Source organism: Roseovarius sp. THAF8, assembly GCF_009363735.1.
Lineage (GTDB): Bacteria > Pseudomonadota > Alphaproteobacteria > Rhodobacterales > Rhodobacteraceae > Roseovarius.
Window position 1 is genome coordinate 1691713 of sequence record NZ_CP045410.1, and the last position, 18130, is coordinate 1709842.

Genomic DNA, 18130 nt, shown 5'->3' on the forward strand with positions numbered 1-18130 from the left:
CCACATAACGCCGCCCCCGGCAATTTGACGCTTAGCAGTCCCGAAACCACCCTTTCACCCGGCAATCGCCCACTCTATAAGAGCCCACGGTTTCCGTCGGTCGAGTCGGGGACCAAATCACTATTCAAACCACGGGACGCACGACCTCATGTCCATCTTCGACAAAATTCCCGGCCTGTTCACGGCCGACATGGCGATCGACCTCGGCACAGCCAACACGCTGGTCTACGTCAAGGGGCGGGGCGTCATCCTGTCGGAGCCATCCGTGGTGGCCTACCACGTCAAGGACGGCGTCAAGAAGGTGTTGGCCGTGGGCGAGGACGCCAAGCTGATGCTGGGCCGGACCCCTGGCAGCATCGAAGCGATCCGCCCCATGCGCGAAGGCGTCATCGCCGATTTCGATACCGCCGAGGCGATGATCAAGCATTTCATCCGCAAGGTGCACAAACGCTCGACCTTCTCGAAGCCGAAGATCATTGTCTGTGTCCCCCACGGCGCCACGCCGGTGGAGAAACGCGCCATCCGTCAATCCGTGTTGAGCGCCGGCGCGCGCCGCGCGGGTCTGGTGGCCGAGCCCATCGCGGCGGCCATCGGCGCGGGTATGCCGATCACCGATCCCACCGGCAACATGGTCGTGGATATCGGCGGCGGCACCACCGAGGTTGCCGTCCTTTCGCTGGGTGACATCGTTTATGCCCGCTCGATCCGCGTCGGGGGCGACCGAATGGACGAGGCGATCATCAACTATCTGCGCCGCCAGCAGAACCTGCTGGTGGGCGAATCCACCGCCGAGCGCATCAAGACCTCGATCGGAACCGCACGTATGCCCGATGACGGACGCGGCAGCTCGATGCAGATCCGGGGACGCGACCTTCTGAACGGGGTGCCCAAGGAAACCGAGATCAGCCAGGCCCAGGTGGCCGAGGCGCTGGCGGAACCCGTGCAGCAGATCTGCGAGGCGGTGATGACCGCGCTTGAGGCCACCCCGCCGGACCTTGCCGCCGATATCGTCGACCGCGGCGTCATGCTGACCGGCGGCGGCGCGCTGCTGGGCGACCTGGACCTGGCCTTGCGCGAACAGACCGGACTGGCCGTCTCCATCGCCGACGACAGCCTCAACTGCGTGGCGCTCGGCACCGGCAAGGCGCTGGAATTCGAAAAACAGCTGCGCCACGCAATCGACTACGACAGCTAGGCCGCTCTGCAAAAGGATGGATGATGCCGCGTTTCATGATCCTGTCCCTTGTGCTGACGCTTCTGGCTTCTGCCGGGCACGCGGGGTCCGCCCTGCCGCGCACGGGCGAGTGCGTTCACAGGGAAAACGCCAGCGGCGTGATCCTGCGGACACTGATCAAATGGGCTGATGCCAGCGCCGAGGTCACGACCACCTATGGCGAGACCGTTCCGGGAAAGGTCGTCGGTCTGCGCCCGCATGATGAAAATTTCAAGCTGTCCATCTTCTATGAGGACCCGATCTCGGGGCCCGCAGAGATGACGATTTTCGGAGTCACAATCGACGGCATAACGACGCATCGCCGCTCGGTCGTGGTGTATGGGACCCTGCAAGACGGTACACGGGTCGTCAACTACGTGAACGGATTCGAAGACATCACCTGCACTGTGCTAGAATAAGCCGATCCTGGAAGCGAAGGGACAAGTTTGGCAAAGGACCGCAATCAAGGCAGCGAATACACTGCCCCCCTGAAGCGCCTGCTTCTGGGGCTTCTGGTGTTGTGCCTGATAGGCCTGTTCCTGTTGTGGCGCATCGACAGCCCCCGTGTCGAACGCTTCCGCGCCCAGGTGATCGACCGGGTCGTGCCCAGCTTCGACTGGGCGATGGCGCCGGTCACCGGAGCCGTCAACATCCTGCGCGATTTCCAGAGCTACCAGCGCATCTACCAGCAGAACCAGGAACTGCGCCGCGAGTTGCAGCAGATGAAAGCCTGGAAAGAGGCCGCGCTGCAACTGGAGCAAGAGAACGCCCGCCTGCTTGACCTCAACAATGTTCAGCTTGACCCGCGCCTGACATTTGTCACCGGCGTGGTGCTCGCCGACAGCGGCTCGCCGTTCCGGCAGTCGGTGCTGATCAACGTGGGTGGTCGCGACGGCATCGTCGACGGCTGGGCCGCGATGGACGGGCTGGGCCTGGTGGGACGCATTTCCGGCGTCGGCGACAATACCGCAAGGGTGATCCTGCTGACCGATACGTCCAGCCGCATACCGGTGACGATTCAGCCCTCCGGCCAGCAGGCGCTTTTGATCGGCGACAACACCGCGTCGCCGCCCATCGACTTTATCGAGGATGCCGACAAGGTGCGCCCCGGCGACCGGGTGCTGACCTCAGGCGACGGCGAGGTGTTTCCGGCAGGTTTGCTGGTTGGCCAGGTGGCCGAAGATCCGGGCGGGCGAGTGCGGGTCCGTTTGGCGGCCGATTACGAGCGGCTCGAATTCCTGCGCGTGCTGCGCAACTACGGGCACGAGCGCGTTCTGGACCCCGGCAGCCTGATCCAGCCGTCCGTTCCGATCGTGCAGGGCGCCGACCCCGATCCCGAGCCGCAACTGCCTGCCGAAGCGCAGACCAGCGAGGCGATCGATGGGTGACAATGCCGCGTTGCAACTATGGACGATGCGCCTGCTGTACCTTGGGCTGGGGCTCTTCATCATGTTCTTCAGCCTTCTGCCCATGCAGACGCTGCCCCGCGGCTGGGCCGGCCCTGACCTGATCGTTGCGCTGACCTTCGCATGGATATTGCGGCGTCCGGAATATGTGCCGCCGCTGCTGGTGGCCGGCGTGATCCTTCTGGGGGACCTGATGTTCCACCGTCCTCCCGGCCTTTGGGCCGCGCTGGTGCTGATTGCCGCCGAAGCCCTGCGCGCGCGCCATATCGGCCTGCGCGATCTGACCTTTGCGGTGGAATGGGTTTCGGTCGCCACGACGCTGGTGATCATGACGCTGGCCTACCGCACCATCCTTGCGGTTCTGCTGGTCGACCAGGCGCCGCTTGGCCTCAGCTTCATCCAACTGGTCATGACGATGATTTGTTATCCTCTGGTCGTGCTGGTCTCGCAATCGGTGTTCGGAGTGCGTAAACTGGCACCCGGCGATATCGATGCACTCGGAGGCCGGACATGAAACGCCCCACCCGCGACAACACCGAAAGCCAGAAGAAGATCACCCGCCGCGGCCTCGTGCTGGGTGGCGGCATGGCCGGGGTCGTGGGCTTGCTGGGTTTGCGGATGCGCTACCTTCAGGTCGATCAGGCCGACCAGTTCCGACTCTTGGCCGATGAAAACAGGATCAACATCCACCTGATCCCCCCATCGCGCGGCCGTATCTTTGATCGCAGCGGCAGGGTCATCGCCGAGAATATTCCCTCCTACCGGATCAACCTCATCCGAGAGCAGGCCGGCGATGTCGAAGACGTGATCGCCAGGCTGTCCAAACTGGTGCGGCTGAACCCCGAGGAACTGGAGAAGGCGCGCGAGGACCTTGCGAAGCTGCGCGGTGACACGCCGGTGACCGTGGCCGACCGCGTAAGCTGGGAAGATATCAGCCGTGTCGCGGTGAACGCACCGGCCCTGCCCGGCGTCACCCCCGAGGTGGGCCTGTCGCGGCATTACCCGATGGGCGCGGATTACTCGCACGTCGTGGGCTATGTGGGGCCGGTCAGCGACCGGGACCTGGAACGCATCGACGCGCCCGACGCGCTGCTTCTGATTCCACGCTTCCAGATCGGCAAGATCGGCCTGGAACGCCGACGCGAGGATTCTCTGCGCGGCAAGGCCGGCACCAAGCGTGTCGAGGTCAACGCCGCCGGCCGCGTCATGCGCGAGCTTGATCGGGTCGAGGGCGAGGCCGGCGCGGACATCCAGTTGACACTCGACAACGCGCTTCAATCCTACGTGACCGCCCGGCTGGAGGGTGAAAGTGCCGCCGCCGTCGTGATGGATTGCGAAACCGGCGACCTGCTGGCCTGCGCGTCGACCCCCGGCTACGACCCCAACCTTTTCGTGCGCGGTATCTCGCAGGCGGATTATTCCTCGCTGCTGGAGAACAAGTACCGCCCTCTGCCCAACAAGACCGTACAGGGCGTCTACCCGCCCGGCTCAACCTTCAAGATGATCACGGCGCTGGCCGCGCTCGAGGATGGGCAGGTCGATCCGAACGAGACGGTCTATTGCCCCGGCTTCCTCAAGGTCTCGAACCGTCGCTTCCACTGCTGGAAGCGGGCCGGACACGGCAACGTCGACCTGCACCGCTCGCTGCGCGAAAGCTGCGACGTCTACTATTACGACCTCGCCCTGCGTGTCGGCATCGACAAGATGGCCGAGATGGCGCGCAAGCTGGGACTCGGCGTGGAACACGATCTGCCGATGACGTCCGTGGCGGAAGGCCTGATCCCGAACAAGCTGTGGAAGGCCACGACACGCGGCGAGGACTGGCGGATCGGCGACACCGCCAACGCCGCCATTGGCCAAGGGTATGTGCTCAGTTCTCCTTTGCAACTGGCCGTCATGACCGCGCGCCTCGCCACCGGGCGGTCTGTCTCGCCGCGCCTCGTGCGTTCGGTCGATGGCGTCGAGGAACCGCCCAAGCCCAGCGAATCCCTTGGATTGAACGAAAATAACCTGCGCGAGGTGCGCCGCGCGATGTATGCCGTGTCCAACAACCGGCGCGGCACAGCCTATGGCAGCCGCATCATCGAAGACGCCTTCCGAATGGCCGGCAAGACCGGCACCAGCCAGGTCCGCAACATCACCGCGGCAGAACGCGCCCGCGGCGTCTTTCGCAACGAAGACTTGCCGTGGGAGCGCCGCGACCACGCGCTCTACGTCAACTTCGCGCCTTACGAAGCGCCCAGGGTGGCGGTTGCCGTGATCGTGGAGCATGGCGGCGGCGGCTCCTCGGTCGCGGCACCGATCGCACGCGACATCACGCTTCAGGCGCTCTATGGCGAAGACCCCCCTCTCGAGGCTTATCCCTCGAAGGATCGCGGCCGTATCCAGACACAGCAGGAACAGCTGCGTTCGCGACTCGATCGCCATGGCGGCGAAGACAACGACCGGGCATGAGGGCTGCGCCGTGAGCTATCTGGAATATACCGTCAAGCACACGCCTTCCGGTGTCCGAAAGGTGCTCTACCTCAACTGGCCGCTGGCGCTCTTGCTGACGGCCGTTGCCGCAATCGGCATCCTGATGCTCTATTCGGTGGCCGGCGGATCGTTCAATCCCTGGGCCGAGCCGCAGGCGAAACGCTATGCGCTCGGCTTCGCGGTGATGTTCGTCGTGGCGATGGTTCCGATCTGGTTCTGGCGCAACATGTCCGTGCTGGCCTACGCGATATCGGTTCTCCTGCTCGTCGGAGTGGAGCTTGTGGGCGTCGAGGGCAAGGGCGCGCAACGCTGGATCGACCTGGGATTCATGCGCCTGCAACCATCGGAACTGATGAAGGTCACGCTGGTGATGCTGCTCGCCGCATATTACGACTGGCTGCCGATAAAAAAGACCTCGCGCCCGCTCTGGGTGTTGCTGCCGGTCATACTGATCCTCATACCCGTTGCGCTGGTGCTGCGTCAGCCCGACCTTGGCACCTCGATCCTGCTCATCACCGGCGGGGGGCTGATCATGTTTCTCGCGGGCGTACACTGGGCCTATTTCGCGGTTGTCCTCACCGCGATCGGCGGGCTTGTGACGGCGGTCTTCAACAGCCGCGGCACCGACTGGCAATTGCTGGCCGACTACCAGTACCGCCGTATCGACACGTTCCTCGACCCGGCCTCGGATCCACTAGGCGCGGGCTATCACATCACCCAGTCCAAGATCGCGCTCGGATCCGGCGGTTGGACGGGGCGCGGGTTCATGCAAGGCACGCAATCGCGCCTGAACTTCCTGCCCGAAAAGCACACCGACTTCATCTTCACAACGCTGGCCGAAGAATTCGGCTTTGTCGGCGCGGTGTCCTTGCTTGCGCTTTATGCGCTGATCATCGTCTTCTGCGTCGCGTCCGCACTGGCGAACCGCGATCGGTTCTCGTCACTCCTGACGCTTGGCGTCGCGGTGACGTTCTTTCTGTTCTTCGCGGTCAACATGTCGATGGTCATGGGACTGGCTCCCGTGGTCGGCGTACCGCTTCCCCTGGTCAGCTACGGTGGCTCGGCCATGCTCATCCTGATGCTGGGCTTCGGCTTGGTGCAGAGTGCCCACATCCACAGACCCCGGTAGGTTTCATGTCTCTAAACATTCTCTTCGCCGCCCGGCCCGAACGCTGGGCGGAATACGAAACACCCCTGCGCACAGCGTTCGAAGCGGCGGGTCTCAAGAACTATAACCTGTCGATGGAAATCCCCCCGGAGCAGGTGGACTACATCGTTTACGCGCCGAATTCCAGGCTACGGGACTTTACGCCCTACACGCGCACCAAGGGTGTTTTGAACCTGTGGGCCGGGGTCGAAGAAATCACCGGCAACGAGACCCTGACGCAGCCGCTGACCCGTATGGTCGACGACGGGCTGGAACGGGGCATGGTCGAATGGGTCACCGGACAAACGCTGAGGCATCACCTTGGCATGGACGAACACATACTTGGGCAGGATGGCACCTGGCGCAACGAGACGCCGCCCCTCGCCAAGGACCGCCCCGTCACCATCCTCGGCCTCGGGGCGCTGGGGCGCGCATGCGCAGAAACGCTCGCGCATCTGGGCTTTCCGGTCACCGGCTGGTCACGCAGCCAGAAGGAAATCCCGGGCATCACTTGCCTCTCAGGGGACGACGGCTTCGCTCGGGCGCTGGAGACCGCACAGATCGTCGTGCTGCTGGTGCCCTATACCCCGCAAACCGAGAACCTCATCGACGCCGCCGCTTTGTCTAGGATGCCAGCCGGCGGATTTCTCATCAACCCCGGCCGCGGGCCTTTGATCGACGACGACGCGCTGATCGCGGCTCTCGACTCCGGGCATATCGCCCATGCCACGCTGGACGTCTTCCGCACCGAGCCGTTGCCGCCCGAGCACCTTTACTGGGCCCATCCCCGCGTCACGGTCACGCCTCATATCGCGTCTGAAACCCGCGCTGACACCGCCGCAGAGGTGATTGCCGAGAATATCCGCCGCGGCGAAGCGGGCGAGCCGCTCTTGCACCTCGTCGACCGCAACCTCGGCTATTGAGAACCAGCCTTACGCAATAACGAGACGGGGGTAAGAAGCGCCTCGGAATTTTCTGAAAATTCCGTGCCGTTTTCTTTGAAAGAATACGCGCCCGCTTATTTCAGTTTCGGCGGTTTTTCCGGGTCGGTCCCAGGCGCCGGACGGACGGTCTCTTCGGGCTTTGGCAGATCGAAACGCAATCCGACCAAGGCCATACGCGCCGCCGCCGGGTCGGTGCTGCGAAAGAACCCCACGTCCAGAAGCGCCGCCTCGAGCCCGGAAAGCGCCAGAACGTCCGACACGGCGCGCGCGATGGCGGCATCGGCCCCCGGCACCGCATCCACGACGCCCAGCAAATGTCCGGTGGTGCCGTTCTCGTAGGTCACGCCAACCAGATAAGCCAGCTCCGCCAACCCACCCGCCGCGGCCAGTCGGGCATCCAGCGCCGTGACCAGTTCTTCGGGCAGACCCTTCGGAGGATGAAACGACTGCGGTTGCGCCTCCACCTCTTCCGGCCCCTCGGCCAGTGTCTCGGCCAACCAGACCATCGCCGCATTCGGCAACAGGGCCGCCTGTGGACCTGCCTCCAGGTTCAGCCCCAGCCCCAGCCCCGCCTCGGCCAGCATCTCGGCCACGGCCCGGCCGGAAAGGGCGACGTAATGCGCCTCGTTACCGGCAAACCCGGACAGGCGCTCCTCGGTGTCGAAGGCCAGTACGAAGGTCTGCCCTTCCACCTCGAAAGCCTGCGGCACGACATCGTCCTCCTGCGCCTCCGCTTCCAGCAGCAGGAACAGCTCTGCCGCGGCCAGCGTCTGGTAATACCGCAGGCGCGCGGCCTCGTCGCCGGCCTCCATCGCCGCATGGGCCCGGTCCAAATGTGTCGTCTCAGTCATCCAGTGCACGCCTCACTTCAGTCCGCAGGGCCGGCAGCACATCTGCTTCGAACCACGGGTGTTTCTTCAGCCAGCCGGTATTGCGCCACGATGGGTGCGGCAAGGGGAAAACCCCGGGCGCATGATCCCGCCAGTTGCGCACCGTTTCTGTCACCGATCCCTTCGCACCCAGATGATAGCGATGCGAATAGCCGCCCACGATCACCCGAAGCCGCACGTCGCCCAGTGCCGCCATGACCCGGTCATGCCATGTCCGACCGCAGATCGCGGGCGGTGGCAGGTCCGACCCCTTGGCATCATATCCCGGGAAACAGAACGCCATCGGTATAATCGCAACGCGATTCTTGTCATAGAATTCCTCCGACGACATGCCCAACCAGTCGCGCAACCTGTCACCAGACGGGTCGTCGAAGGGCCTGCCGGACTTGTGCACCCTTAGGCCCGGCGCCTGTCCCGCGATCAGGATGCGCGCACCGGGCCGGAACCAGACCACCGGGCGGGGTTCGTGCGCGGTATGTGTCGCGGCAAAGCGCTCGGCGCAGATACGGCAGGCCCGGATTTCCTCCGGCAGTCCATCAGGCAAGCGTGACCCCCGCGTCGCGCATGTCCTTCAGCGCCAGTTCGAAGGAGCCGTCGAGGTCGATTCCGCGGCAGAGATCGCGCAGCACCGTCACCGGATAGCCCAACCTTGCGGCATCCACGGCCGAGTAATTCACACAAAAATCCGTCGCCAGACCCACCATCACAAGCTCGGTGATCCCCCGGCTGCGCAGATAGCCATGCAATCCGGTGGGCGTTTCGTGATCATTCTCGTAGAACGCAGAGTAACTGTCGACCGCCGGGTTGAAGCCCTTTCGCACGATCATGTCAGCGTGGTCGGTCGCAAGGTCAGGGTGAAATTCAGCGCCGCGCGTGCCCTGAACGCAATGGTCCGGCCAAAGCACCTGGGGCCCATAGGGCATGCCGATCATGTCGAACGGCGCCTTGCCTTCGTGGCTCGAGGCGAATGACGAATGCCCTGCGGGGTGCCAATCCTGGGTCAGCACAACGGCGGAGGCATCTTGCATGATCGTGTTGATCCCCGCCACGATGCGGTCTCCTCCCTCGACGGCCAGTGCCCCGCCGGGACAGAAATCGTTTTGCATGTCGATCACGATCAGGCCTTTGGGCATGAGTCTCTCCTGTTGGTGGCTGTCGGCGGTTCGCGCGGACCCTGAAGCAGTCACGCGCGCAGGTCAATGTCACCCCGATGTCTGTGCGAAAATGCAGAGAAATCCTGCGAGAGTTACTGTTTCCTTAATTCGCCAACCGATTATGTATGCGAGCAAAGGAGACATGACATGACCAAGACACTGAATTTCGCAACGATCAGCGGGTCGCTTCGCCAAGGCAGTCACAGCACATCCGTGGCCGAGACGCTGCAAGAGCTGGTGCCCGAGGGCGTGACCGTCACCCGGCACGACATTGCCGATATCCCGCTTTACAACGAGGATATCAAGGATGGCGACACCTCTCCGCAGGCGGTCCGCGACCTGGCCGAGAAACTGGCCGCCGCGGACGCCATCATCGTGGTGTCGCCGGAATACAACCGCGGCACCTCGGGCGTTCTGAAGAACACCATCGACTGGATGTCGAAGGAACCCAACGCGCCCTTCTCGGGCAAGCCCACGCTGATCATCACGCAGTCGCCCGGGGCCACGGCGGGCCTTACCGCGCATTACGACCTGCGCCAGGTACTATCGGTCATCAATGCGAACGTTCAGGCCGGGTTCGAGATCGCCATCGGCGGCTCGGCAGGCAAGATCGAGGACGGCAAACTCGCTCACGAAGACACGCGCGACTTCATCGCCAAGCAGCTGAAGCGCCTGACCGAGACCGCCAAGGGCTGACCGCGCAGAGCTTGCCGAACGCCACCGAAGGGCGTAGATCGCGGCGCATGTATACCATCGCCGCGCTCTACCATTTCACCCGGTTCGACGACCCTGCCGCCATACAGGGTCCACTGCTCGCGTTGTGCGAGGCCGAGAAGATTTCCGGCTCTCTCCTGCTGGCCCAGGAAGGCATCAACGGCACCATCGCGGGGCCGCGCGCCGGGATCGATGCGGTGCTCGCCCACATCCAAGGCCTGCCCGGCTGTGCCGATCTGGAGTGGAAGGAAAGCACAGCCGCGTCCCAGCCGTTCCGTCGTCTCAAGGTGCGCCTCAAGAAAGAGATCGTCACGATGGGTCAGCCCGATGTGGATCCGGTCGCACGGGTCGGGCACTACGTCGACCCCGCAGAGTGGAACGACCTGATCCAGTCGCCCGACGTCGCCGTCATCGACACTCGAAACGATTACGAGGTGGCCATCGGCACGTTCCAAGGCGCCATCGACCCCAAGACCGACAGCTTCCGCGACTTCCCCGCATGGTGGGAGAAAAACAAGCACCGTTTTCACAACAAGCGCATCGCGATGTTCTGCACCGGAGGCATCCGCTGCGAGAAGTCCACCAACTACCTGTTGGGCCAGGGGGTCGATGATGTCTATCACCTCAAGGGCGGCATTCTGAAATACCTTGAAGAGGTTCCCCCTGAAGACAGCACCTGGAACGGCGAGTGTTTTGTCTTCGACGGCCGCGTGTCGGTGGGTCATGGCCTCGAGGAAGGCCCGCATTTGCTCTGCCATGCCTGCCGCCGGCCGATCCTGCCCGAAGACACGCAGCGCGCCGAATACGAACAAGGTGTCGCCTGCCACCTCTGCACGCATGAAACCACCGAGGCCGACAAGAACCGCTTTCGCGAACGCCAGAAACAGATGGCTCTGGCCGAAGCCCGCGGCACCACCCACATCAAGATCGTCCACGAGGACGAGATTTGACCGGCCCTGCCCGCTCGGACAGGCTCGGCGCAGCATAGAAGAGCGACCTCCATGACGGACACTTCGACCCCTACCGACATTGCGCGTGACGTGCTGACGATTGAACGCGATGCGCTCGACCTGATGCGCGACACCCTGCCCGAGACATTCGACACCGTGGTCGACCGCCTGCTAAAGGTGCCGGGCCGGGTCATCGTCTCTGGCATGGGCAAGTCCGGCCACGTCGCGGCGAAGATCGCAGCGACCTTCGCCTCCACCGGCACGCCGGCGCAATATGTCCACCCAGGCGAGGCCAGCCACGGCGACCTCGGAATGGTCACCGGGCAGGACGCCGTGATCCTGATCTCGAACTCCGGCGAGACCCGCGAACTGGCCGATATCACCGCCCATTGCGCACGCTACTCGATTCCGCTCGTGGCAATCACCAAGAAACCCGGCAGCGCCTTGGCGCGACAGGCCGACCACGTCCTGACACTGCCCGACGCGCCAGAGGCCTGCGGCATCGGCATGGCGCCCACCACCTCGACCACCTGCACCATGGCGATGGGCGACGCGCTGGCTGTCGCGATGATGAAACTGCGTGGCTTCGAGCGTGAGAACTTCCTCGCCTTCCATCCCGGCGGCACATTGGGTGCACAGCTATTGAAGGTCTCGGCAGTGATGCACACGGGCGACGAACTGCCCCTGGTGACCGAAGACACTCCCATGGGCGAAACTCTGGTGGAAATGACCCGCAAGAGCTTTGGCGTCGCCGCCGTCGTCTCGGGGGATCAGCTTGTCGGCATCGTTACCGATGGGGACCTGCGCCGCAACATGGACGGGCTGATGACACACACAGCAGGCGAAGTCGCCACGAAATCGCCTCTTGTCACCGCGCCGGATACGCTCCTGGTCGAGGCGCTCGGGGTGATGAACTCCAACAAGCGCACCGTGCTGCTCGTGACCGATTCCAATAATCGCCTTGTCGGCCTCGTCCACATTCACGACGCCCTGCGCGCCGGCGTCGCCTGAGAAAATTCGTACGAATTTTCTCAGGCGGGATTATTCGCAGAATAGTCTGGGACGATCCCTCAGGAGCGTGCCACGGCGTCAAGCGCCGCGCGCAGAAGATCCCATTGATCGCTCAGAGGATAATGATGGTTGCCGATGAACAGCCCGTTGGCATCGATGTCGTCCGCGTTTTTCAACGAGCCATGTATCACGTGATCCATATGCTTCGTGACAACCTCGTTCTTGGCGAAATTCCCCGCCACGACGGGCCGACATTCCACACCTTGCCGCACCAGAGACGCAATCAGCTCGGCGCGTGAGAACCCGGCATCGGGCTGCACGACCATCGAAAAGCCGAACCAGCTCGATTGGCCGATTTCCTGCTGGGTACGGATCTGCGGATAGCCTTGCATCAGGCCACGGAAAGCCTCGGCATTCTTGCGCCGTTCTTCCACAATCATCGGCAGCTTCGCGATCTGTTCCTGCCCGATCGCCCCGCTCATCTCCAACGGGCGCAGGTTGTAACCCGGCAGCACGAACTTGAAACTTTCCTCGAACGGATCGTCGCTCTTCTTGCCGGTCACATGGTTGAATTTCGGCAAATGCCGAGTCCAGCCGTGGCTTCGGACCGACAGCATGATGTGATAGAGTTCCTCGTCATCGGTCACCACCAACCCGCCTTCCATTGTGGCGATGTGGTGCGAAAAGAACGACGAATAGCTGCCCGCGATTCCGAATGTGCCCGCCTGCCGCCCTTGGAACGTGGCACCGAGGCTTTCGCAATTGTCCTCCATGATCACGATGTCGCGCCCGGCGACAAGGGCCTCGATCCGGGTGAAATCGTTGGGGTTGCCTAGCAGGTTCACCACCATGACCGCCTTCGTCTCCGGCCCGATAGCCGCCTCCAGCGCCTCAAGATCGTAGTTGAGCGTATCCGCGTCGATATCCACGAACTTGAGCCGCAGACCGTACTGGTGCAGCGGATAAAACGTCGTCGACCAACTGACCGCGGGCACGATCACCTCCGCCCCGGCAGGAAGGTCGATCTTCGAATGGTACCTCAGCGCCGCCACCATCAGCAGGTTCGCCGAAGAGCCCGAATTCACCATCACGGCATGGGCCGATCCCATCGCCGCCGCGAACTGCTCCTCGAAGGCCTTCACCTCCGGCCCCATCGAAAACATGCCGGACTTCACCACCCGGTCGATGGCCGCGTGTTCTTTCTCGTCCCAGCTGGTCGTCGCCAACGGGAACCCCTTTGCCTCGCTCATGCTGCCCCCCGTTCCAACAGGTCCTGGAAATGCGCGTAGGTCTGCGCGATCCCTTCGGCCAGCGAGGTTCGTGCCTCCCAGCCAAAATTCTTTTGCGCGCTTACGTCCAGGAGCTTTTGCTTCATGCCGGTGGGGCGCGACAGGTCATGCACGAATTCACCCTCCCAGCCGATCACGCGGGCGGCCTCGGCGTAATACTCGTTGATCGAGTAGTCATAGCCCAACCCGATGTTCATCCGCGCCGGCAGCGCGTCAAACCGTTCCGCCGCCGCCCAGACGCCATCCGCCAGATCGCCGGAGAACATGAACTCGCGTCGCGCGGTCCCGTCGCCCCAGATCTCCACCGTCTCGGCGTCGTTTTCCTTCGCCTCGTGCACCTTGCGGATGATCGCCGGCACCAGGTGGGACACCTTAGGGTCGAACTTGTCATGCAGCCCGTACAAGTTGCACGGGATCAAGGTCTTGTAAGCCAGGTCCTCGCGTTCCCGGCTGACAAAAGCACATAGCCGCGCCACCGCCACCTTGGCCAGCCCATAGCCTTCGTTGGTCGGCTCCAGCTCGCCCTTTCCCAGGCTGTCCTCGTGCAGAGGGTTCAGCGCATCATGCGGATACATGCAGCTCGAGCCGAGGTTCAGCAGGAGCGGCACGCCGGCGTCGCGCGCGGCCATGACGATATTGAATCCCATGTCCATGTTCTCGGTCAGAAATGCCGCCGGGTTGGCCATGTTGGCCTGGATCCCGCCGACACGGCCCGCCGCGTGGATGACGATGTCAGGCGCGGTTTCGGCCACGAATTCCATCACGGCAGTGCGATCCGTCAGGTCCAGTTCGGTACTGGTCGGCGCGACAATCCGGTGCGCCGCCGCGCCCGGATGATCCTGGATGGCGCGACCAACCATGCCGCGCCCGCCGGTCAGCAATACCCTCATCCCTGCTCCTGCGCCCGCTTCTGCGCCGCCGCTTCCTCGAAATCCGACAGCGCCATTTCCTCCACCAGTGTCTCGAACGGCGTCTCCGGGGTCCAGCCAAGCTGTTGCCGTGCCTTACTGGCGTCTCCCAGCAAGGTCTCCACCTCGGCGGGGCGGAAATAGGCCGGATCGACCCGCACGATCACGCGGCCGCTCTCGTCGCGGCCCACCTCGTCGACACCCTCGCCCTCGAAGGTCACGCTCATACCCAGCACGTTGGCCGCGCACTTGATGAATTCGCGCACCGAGTATTGCTGGCCCGTGGCGATGACGTAATCCTCGGGTTTGTCCTGCTGCAACATCAGGTGCATCATCTTGACGTAGTCGCGCGCATGGCCCCAGTCGCGCAGTGCGTCCATGTTCCCGAGGCGCAGCTCCTCTTGCGTACCCAGCTTGATCCGCGCCAGCGCCCGCGTGATCTTGCGGGTTACGAAAGTCTCTCCGCGAATAGGACTCTCGTGGTTGAAGAGGATGCCGTTACAGGCATAGATTTCATAGGCCTCGCGGTAGTTCACCGTAATCCAGTAGGCGTATAGCTTGGCCACGGCATAGGGGCTGCGCGGATGGAAAGGCGTCGTCTCGCGCTGCGGCGTTTCCTGCACCAGCCCGTAGAGTTCGGATGTCGACGCCTGATAGAATCGCGTCTTGTCGCCCAGTCCCAGGAACCGGATCGCCTCCAACAGTCGCAACGCGCCCATGGCATCGGAATTGGCGGTATATTCCGGTTCTTCAAAGCTGACCCCGACGTGGCTTTGCGCCGCGAGGTTATATACCTCGTCGGGACGCACAGCCTGAAGAATGCGCGTGAGCGAGGAACTGTCGGTCATGTCGCCGTGATGCAGCTGGAACTGTTCCTTTCGGCCAGGCTCGCCTTCGAACAGATGGTCGATCCGGTCGGTGTTGAACAGCGACGTGCGTCGCTTGATGCCATGCACCTCGTAGCCTTCTGCCAGAAGATGCTCCGAAAGATAGGCACCGTCCTGCCCTGTCACGCCGGTAACCAGTGCTTTCTTCATGCGTCTCGTCCTCGCGGTCTCGTCCGTCGTCATCCGATAAAGCCTCATGCGGCAAATGAACAGGCCCTACGCCACCGGCGGGGCCCGGAATTTGCGCAAGTTCCGGGATAGAAAATGCGCATTTTCTATCCCATCTTCCGCGCGGAAAATGCCCCGCTCAGATGCAGCGCCCGCCATCGACCTCCATGCAGACGCCAGTGATCATGCTCGCCTCGTCGCTGCAAAGAAAGGCCGCGGCGTTGCCCATGTCCTCGGGTGTCGAAAATCGGCCCAGCGGAATCGTGCTCAGGAACCTTTCCCGCATCTCGGGCGTGTCCTCGCCCATGAAGGACTTCAGGAGCGGCGTCTCCCCGGCCACCGGGTTCAGCGCGTTCACCCGAATTCCTTCGGGTGCCAGTTCCACCGCCAGCGCCTTCGTCGCCGTGATCATCCATCCCTTCGAGGCATTGTACCAGTTCAGTTTCGGCCGCGGGCTGACGCCGGCCGTCGAGGCGACGTTCAGAAATACGCCCGAGCCGCGTGCCTTCATCCCCGGCACGAAAGCTTGCGCAGCAAGGTAGACCGACTTGCAGTTGACCGCGAAGACCCGGTCGAATTCGTCTTCGGGAACCTCCTCGGCGGGCTGCGGCAGGTGTGTGATTCCGGCATTGTTCACAACGATATCCGGGAGGCCGTACGTCATCTCGGTGGCCAGCGTCAGCGCCTTCATGCTGGCCGCGTCCGACACGTCCACCGGGCAGGCCGCCGCGCCCAGTTCCTCGGCCAACGCCATGGCGCCGGGACCGTTGAGGTCGGCGATCATCACCCGGGCCCCTTCGGCCACGAATTTGCGCACGATCCCCGCGCCAAATCCGCTGGCCCCGCCGGTCACCACCGCCGTCTTTCCTTGCAATCGCATCTCGGTCCTCCCTTGCCGCCTGTCTTCAAATGGCAGCTTGCCTTGGCTCTTGGTTCAACCCTGCCTGGCGGATCACGCCGGACGGGGCACGCTCCAGCCTATATCCGCGATCCCGGCAAGGCGGCCGAAGCGGGTCAGCTCGCGGTCCAGTTTCGCCACTCGTTGCGCGGTCCATTTCACTCCCGGCTCCGGCCAGAACCCGGTTACCTGGATCCAGCCCGCAGCGCGGTCGGCCTTCAGCTCCAGCCGTCCGACAAAGCGGTCCCCTTCCAGCAGGGGATAGACGTAGTAGCCCCAGATGCGCTGATCCTTGGGCACGAACATCTCGTTGCGATAGGCAAAGCCGAACAAACGCTCCAGCCGCACCCGGTCGCGGATCGCCGGGTCGAACGGGTTGAGCAGCCGTAGGTGCGACGACAGCCCCTCCGCCGCTGCCAGACGCGTCTCGATATCCGCCACACCCCAGGCCGCCCGCCAGGTTCCGTCCGCGCCTTCGACCTCCAGCGGTACGAGGTCGCGACGCTCCGACCATGCCTTCGCCTCGCGCGCATCCATCGCGTCCCAGAACCGCTGCACCTCACCCACAGTGGCCATCCCCAGCCGATCCAGCGCGGCATCGCACAGCCAGTCGGCGGCCTTCTCCTCGCCGGGGCACTGGCGCAGGGCTGCGGGGAACACGCGCTCGCCAAGATCGTAGAATTTCACGAAGTTCTCACGGTGACTGGTTGCCAGCTCTCCCGCGTACCACATCTGGTCGAGCGCCTTTTTATGAGGCGGTCGCGCCCACATCTCGCGGCTTTCCGCCTTTGTGTCGAACGCATGGGTCGAAAGCGCTCCTTCCCGGGCGATGCGCTCGCGGATGCGCCGGATATCCTCTTGGGCCAACCCGGAGCGATACCAGTCCGCGCGCGACACCTTCGCCCCCAAGCGCCGGAACTGCCGCTGCCAGTAGGGAAGCACGTCCATCGGGATCAACGAGGCATCGTGCGTGAAATGCTCGAAAAGCTGCCGCCCCCTCAGAAGCGGCCACAAGCTGCGCTCGCGGTAGTTCCGGTTCCGGCTCCACAAGATGTGATGATGCGCCCGTGTGACATTCCGGATCGTGTCGAGTTGCACGAATCCCAACTGCCGGATCGTCTTCATCACATCGACGGCGCCGGAGGGATTGTGGGCCAGCCCGTTGGCGTGAAGCCAAAGCCGGCGTGCGGCCCGATTCCCGATGCGCAGCGGCGCGCTCAAGGGCGGCTCATGTAGACCAGCGTATCGCTGAGGGCGCGGCCCTCCAGCTGCAGGACCGTGTTCATGAAAAGCCGTCCGATGGCGCAGGCCTCGGTCGTGCTGGCCTGTTCGAGGTTGATCATCGCCTGCATCAGATCACCGGCGCGGTCGGTCGCCATGATGCTGCGCGTCATGCTGGCCTGAAGTCGCTCTTCGACCCGACGTGCTGCAACCTCGCTCAAGCGCACCGGCTGGCGCCGCGCACCAATGCGGGCCGCCTGTGCCTGGATGCGATAGTATTTTTCCAACGCGTCCGTATTCAGACGGGCGGCCACGCGCGACGTCAGTTCGGCAAACCGCGCCGGGCGCATGCGGTTGCTTACCGCCATACCGCACTGCCGGATTGTAAGTGTCTCCATGATCTTGCGTTCGACGGTATAATAGAACTTCAGGTCCCGGGTCGGCAGATGGCCGAGCCCGCGTTCGATCAGAGGCCACATCAGGCCGTCCGAAACGCGCACGGCTGTCGGATCCTCGAACGCGGCAATGACCTGATCGGCGACGTATCCGGCGATGACCGGGTCGCGATACAGCAATTCGGCCTGCGCCACTGCCAGATCCAGGTTGTCGCCGCGAAATCCTAACAGGCGAAGGTCCTCGCGGATGGGCGCGATGTCGGGCAATTGACCCAACAGTCGGATGACCTCCTGACGTTCCGCCCGGGTGTCGCGGTCCTGGGCAAGGGCAACCCCGGTGCCTGCCAGGATCAGCCAGGCGAGAACTGCAACAAAACGCAAGAGACGTCTCCTATCCGTGGCGGCAGAGCAAACGCGGGGCGCGCTCCGCATCTGCGCAAGGCCAACCTAAGGATTCTCG

At 63.5% G+C, this 18130-nt stretch carries 19 protein-coding genes; 10 read left to right on the top strand and 9 right to left on the bottom strand.

Features of this window, described 5'->3' with window-relative positions; genetic code table 11:
* Positions 1-148 precede the first annotated feature (148 nt).
* The 7 genes from FIU85_RS08275 to FIU85_RS08305 are packed head-to-tail and all read left to right on the top strand — an operon-like array spanning position 149 to position 7164.
* Positions 149-1195, top strand: a complete 1047-nt coding sequence (locus tag FIU85_RS08275; RefSeq protein WP_057792035.1) for a rod shape-determining protein — start codon at positions 149-151, stop codon at positions 1193-1195.
* A gap of 23 nt (positions 1196-1218) precedes the next feature.
* Positions 1219-1632 carry a hypothetical protein gene (locus FIU85_RS08280; protein WP_152491190.1) on the top strand — a complete coding sequence of 138 codons (414 nt, stop codon included), beginning with the start codon at positions 1219-1221 and terminating at the stop codon, positions 1630-1632.
* Positions 1633-1659: 27 nt separating this feature from the next.
* Positions 1660-2601 carry a rod shape-determining protein MreC gene (gene mreC / locus FIU85_RS08285; protein ID WP_152491189.1) on the top strand — a complete coding sequence of 314 codons (942 nt, stop codon included), beginning with the start codon at positions 1660-1662 and terminating at the stop codon, positions 2599-2601.
* A complete protein-coding gene (locus tag FIU85_RS08290; RefSeq protein ID WP_152491188.1) occupies positions 2594-3133 on the top strand; it encodes a rod shape-determining protein MreD in 540 nt (179 codons plus the stop codon). The genes mreC and FIU85_RS08290 overlap by 8 nt, the downstream gene beginning before the upstream one ends.
* Entirely contained in the window at positions 3130-5073 is a 1944-nt protein-coding gene (gene mrdA / locus FIU85_RS08295) for a penicillin-binding protein 2 (RefSeq protein WP_152496545.1), read from the top strand. Before FIU85_RS08290 ends, mrdA begins: the two co-directional genes overlap by 4 nt.
* Positions 5074-5083: 10 nt before the next feature.
* Positions 5084-6223, top strand: a complete 1140-nt coding sequence (gene rodA / locus FIU85_RS08300; RefSeq protein ID WP_152494378.1) for a rod shape-determining protein RodA — start codon at positions 5084-5086, stop codon at positions 6221-6223.
* Positions 6224-6228: 5 nt separating this feature from the next.
* Entirely contained in the window at positions 6229-7164 is a 936-nt protein-coding gene (locus tag FIU85_RS08305; protein WP_152496546.1) for a glyoxylate/hydroxypyruvate reductase A, read from the top strand.
* A 95-nt stretch (positions 7165-7259) separates the two neighbouring features.
* Here FIU85_RS08305 and FIU85_RS08310 read toward each other — a convergent pair whose 3' ends face one another.
* From FIU85_RS08310 to pncA, 3 genes are read right to left on the bottom strand one after another with little or no spacing between them, the layout of a single operon-like run.
* Positions 7260-8036 (bottom strand): SseB family protein, encoded by a 777-nt coding sequence (locus tag FIU85_RS08310; RefSeq protein WP_152491185.1) that lies wholly within the window; start codon positions 8034-8036, stop codon positions 7260-7262.
* Positions 8029-8619 (bottom strand): uracil-DNA glycosylase family protein, encoded by a 591-nt coding sequence (locus tag FIU85_RS08315; protein WP_152491184.1) that lies wholly within the window; start codon positions 8617-8619, stop codon positions 8029-8031. The genes FIU85_RS08310 and FIU85_RS08315 overlap by 8 nt, the downstream gene beginning before the upstream one ends.
* The gene (gene pncA, locus FIU85_RS08320) at positions 8612-9208 is read right to left on the bottom strand and encodes a bifunctional nicotinamidase/pyrazinamidase (protein WP_152496547.1); all 597 of its coding nucleotides are present in this window, start codon (positions 9206-9208) and stop codon (positions 8612-8614) included. The genes FIU85_RS08315 and pncA overlap by 8 nt, the downstream gene beginning before the upstream one ends.
* Positions 9209-9376: 168 nt before the next feature.
* On the opposite strand from pncA, the gene FIU85_RS08325 reads away from it, so the two are divergent.
* The 3 genes from FIU85_RS08325 to FIU85_RS08335 are packed head-to-tail and all read left to right on the top strand — an operon-like array spanning position 9377 to position 11904.
* A complete protein-coding gene (locus FIU85_RS08325; protein ID WP_172978830.1) occupies positions 9377-9925 on the top strand; it encodes an NADPH-dependent FMN reductase in 549 nt (182 codons plus the stop codon).
* Between the two features lie 47 nt (positions 9926-9972).
* Positions 9973-10893 carry a rhodanese-related sulfurtransferase gene (locus FIU85_RS08330; RefSeq protein ID WP_152496549.1) on the top strand — a complete coding sequence of 307 codons (921 nt, stop codon included), beginning with the start codon at positions 9973-9975 and terminating at the stop codon, positions 10891-10893.
* 51 nt (positions 10894-10944) lie between these two features.
* Positions 10945-11904: an SIS domain-containing protein gene (locus FIU85_RS08335; protein ID WP_152491180.1), complete on the top strand. Its 960-nt coding sequence runs from the start codon at positions 10945-10947 to the stop codon at positions 11902-11904.
* Between the two features lie 59 nt (positions 11905-11963).
* On the opposite strand, the gene FIU85_RS08340 is transcribed toward FIU85_RS08335, so the two are convergent.
* The 6 genes from FIU85_RS08340 to FIU85_RS08365 form a co-directional block, all read right to left on the bottom strand.
* A complete protein-coding gene (locus tag FIU85_RS08340; RefSeq protein ID WP_152491179.1) occupies positions 11964-13154 on the bottom strand; it encodes a DegT/DnrJ/EryC1/StrS aminotransferase family protein in 1191 nt (396 codons plus the stop codon).
* The gene (locus FIU85_RS08345; protein ID WP_152496550.1) at positions 13151-14083 is read right to left on the bottom strand and encodes a GDP-L-fucose synthase; all 933 of its coding nucleotides are present in this window, start codon (positions 14081-14083) and stop codon (positions 13151-13153) included. Before FIU85_RS08345 ends, FIU85_RS08340 begins: the two co-directional genes overlap by 4 nt.
* On the bottom strand, positions 14080-15138 hold the full coding sequence (gmd, locus tag FIU85_RS08350) for a GDP-mannose 4,6-dehydratase (RefSeq protein WP_152491177.1): 1059 nt from the start codon (positions 15136-15138) through the stop codon (positions 14080-14082). Before gmd ends, FIU85_RS08345 begins: the two co-directional genes overlap by 4 nt.
* A gap of 157 nt (positions 15139-15295) precedes the next feature.
* Positions 15296-16036 carry an SDR family oxidoreductase gene (locus FIU85_RS08355; protein ID WP_152491176.1) on the bottom strand — a complete coding sequence of 247 codons (741 nt, stop codon included), beginning with the start codon at positions 16034-16036 and terminating at the stop codon, positions 15296-15298.
* A 72-nt stretch (positions 16037-16108) separates the two neighbouring features.
* Positions 16109-17275: a winged helix-turn-helix domain-containing protein gene (locus FIU85_RS08360; protein WP_254703029.1), complete on the bottom strand. Its 1167-nt coding sequence runs from the start codon at positions 17273-17275 to the stop codon at positions 16109-16111.
* Positions 17272-18051, bottom strand: a complete 780-nt coding sequence (locus FIU85_RS08365; RefSeq protein WP_152496551.1) for a hypothetical protein — start codon at positions 18049-18051, stop codon at positions 17272-17274. Before FIU85_RS08365 ends, FIU85_RS08360 begins: the two co-directional genes overlap by 4 nt.
* Positions 18052-18130: the final 79 nt, after the last annotated feature.

Excerpts from the sequence above, each read along its gene's own strand:
- FIU85_RS08275 (WP_057792035.1), top strand. The coding sequence starts at position 149 with ATGTCCATCTTCGACAAAATTCCCGGCCTGTTCACGGCCGACATGGCG.
- FIU85_RS08280 (WP_152491190.1), top strand. The coding sequence starts at position 1,219 with ATGCCGCGTTTCATGATCCTGTCCCTTGTGCTGACGCTTCTGGCTTCT.
- FIU85_RS08290 (WP_152491188.1), top strand. The coding sequence starts at position 2,594 with ATGGGTGACAATGCCGCGTTGCAACTATGGACGATGCGCCTGCTGTAC.
- mrdA (WP_152496545.1), top strand. The coding sequence starts at position 3,130 with ATGAAACGCCCCACCCGCGACAACACCGAAAGCCAGAAGAAGATCACC.
- FIU85_RS08305 (WP_152496546.1), top strand. The coding sequence starts at position 6,229 with ATGTCTCTAAACATTCTCTTCGCCGCCCGGCCCGAACGCTGGGCGGAA.
- FIU85_RS08310 (WP_152491185.1), bottom strand. The coding sequence starts at position 8,036 with ATGACTGAGACGACACATTTGGACCGGGCCCATGCGGCGATGGAGGCC.
- pncA (WP_152496547.1), bottom strand. The coding sequence starts at position 9,208 with ATGCCCAAAGGCCTGATCGTGATCGACATGCAAAACGATTTCTGTCCC.
- FIU85_RS08325 (WP_172978830.1), top strand. The coding sequence starts at position 9,377 with ATGACCAAGACACTGAATTTCGCAACGATCAGCGGGTCGCTTCGCCAA.
- FIU85_RS08330 (WP_152496549.1), top strand. The coding sequence starts at position 9,973 with ATGTATACCATCGCCGCGCTCTACCATTTCACCCGGTTCGACGACCCT.
- FIU85_RS08335 (WP_152491180.1), top strand. The coding sequence starts at position 10,945 with ATGACGGACACTTCGACCCCTACCGACATTGCGCGTGACGTGCTGACG.
- FIU85_RS08340 (WP_152491179.1), bottom strand. The coding sequence starts at position 13,154 with ATGAGCGAGGCAAAGGGGTTCCCGTTGGCGACGACCAGCTGGGACGAG.
- FIU85_RS08345 (WP_152496550.1), bottom strand. The coding sequence starts at position 14,083 with ATGAGGGTATTGCTGACCGGCGGGCGCGGCATGGTTGGTCGCGCCATC.
- gmd (WP_152491177.1), bottom strand. The coding sequence starts at position 15,138 with ATGAAGAAAGCACTGGTTACCGGCGTGACAGGGCAGGACGGTGCCTAT.
- FIU85_RS08355 (WP_152491176.1), bottom strand. The coding sequence starts at position 16,036 with ATGCGATTGCAAGGAAAGACGGCGGTGGTGACCGGCGGGGCCAGCGGA.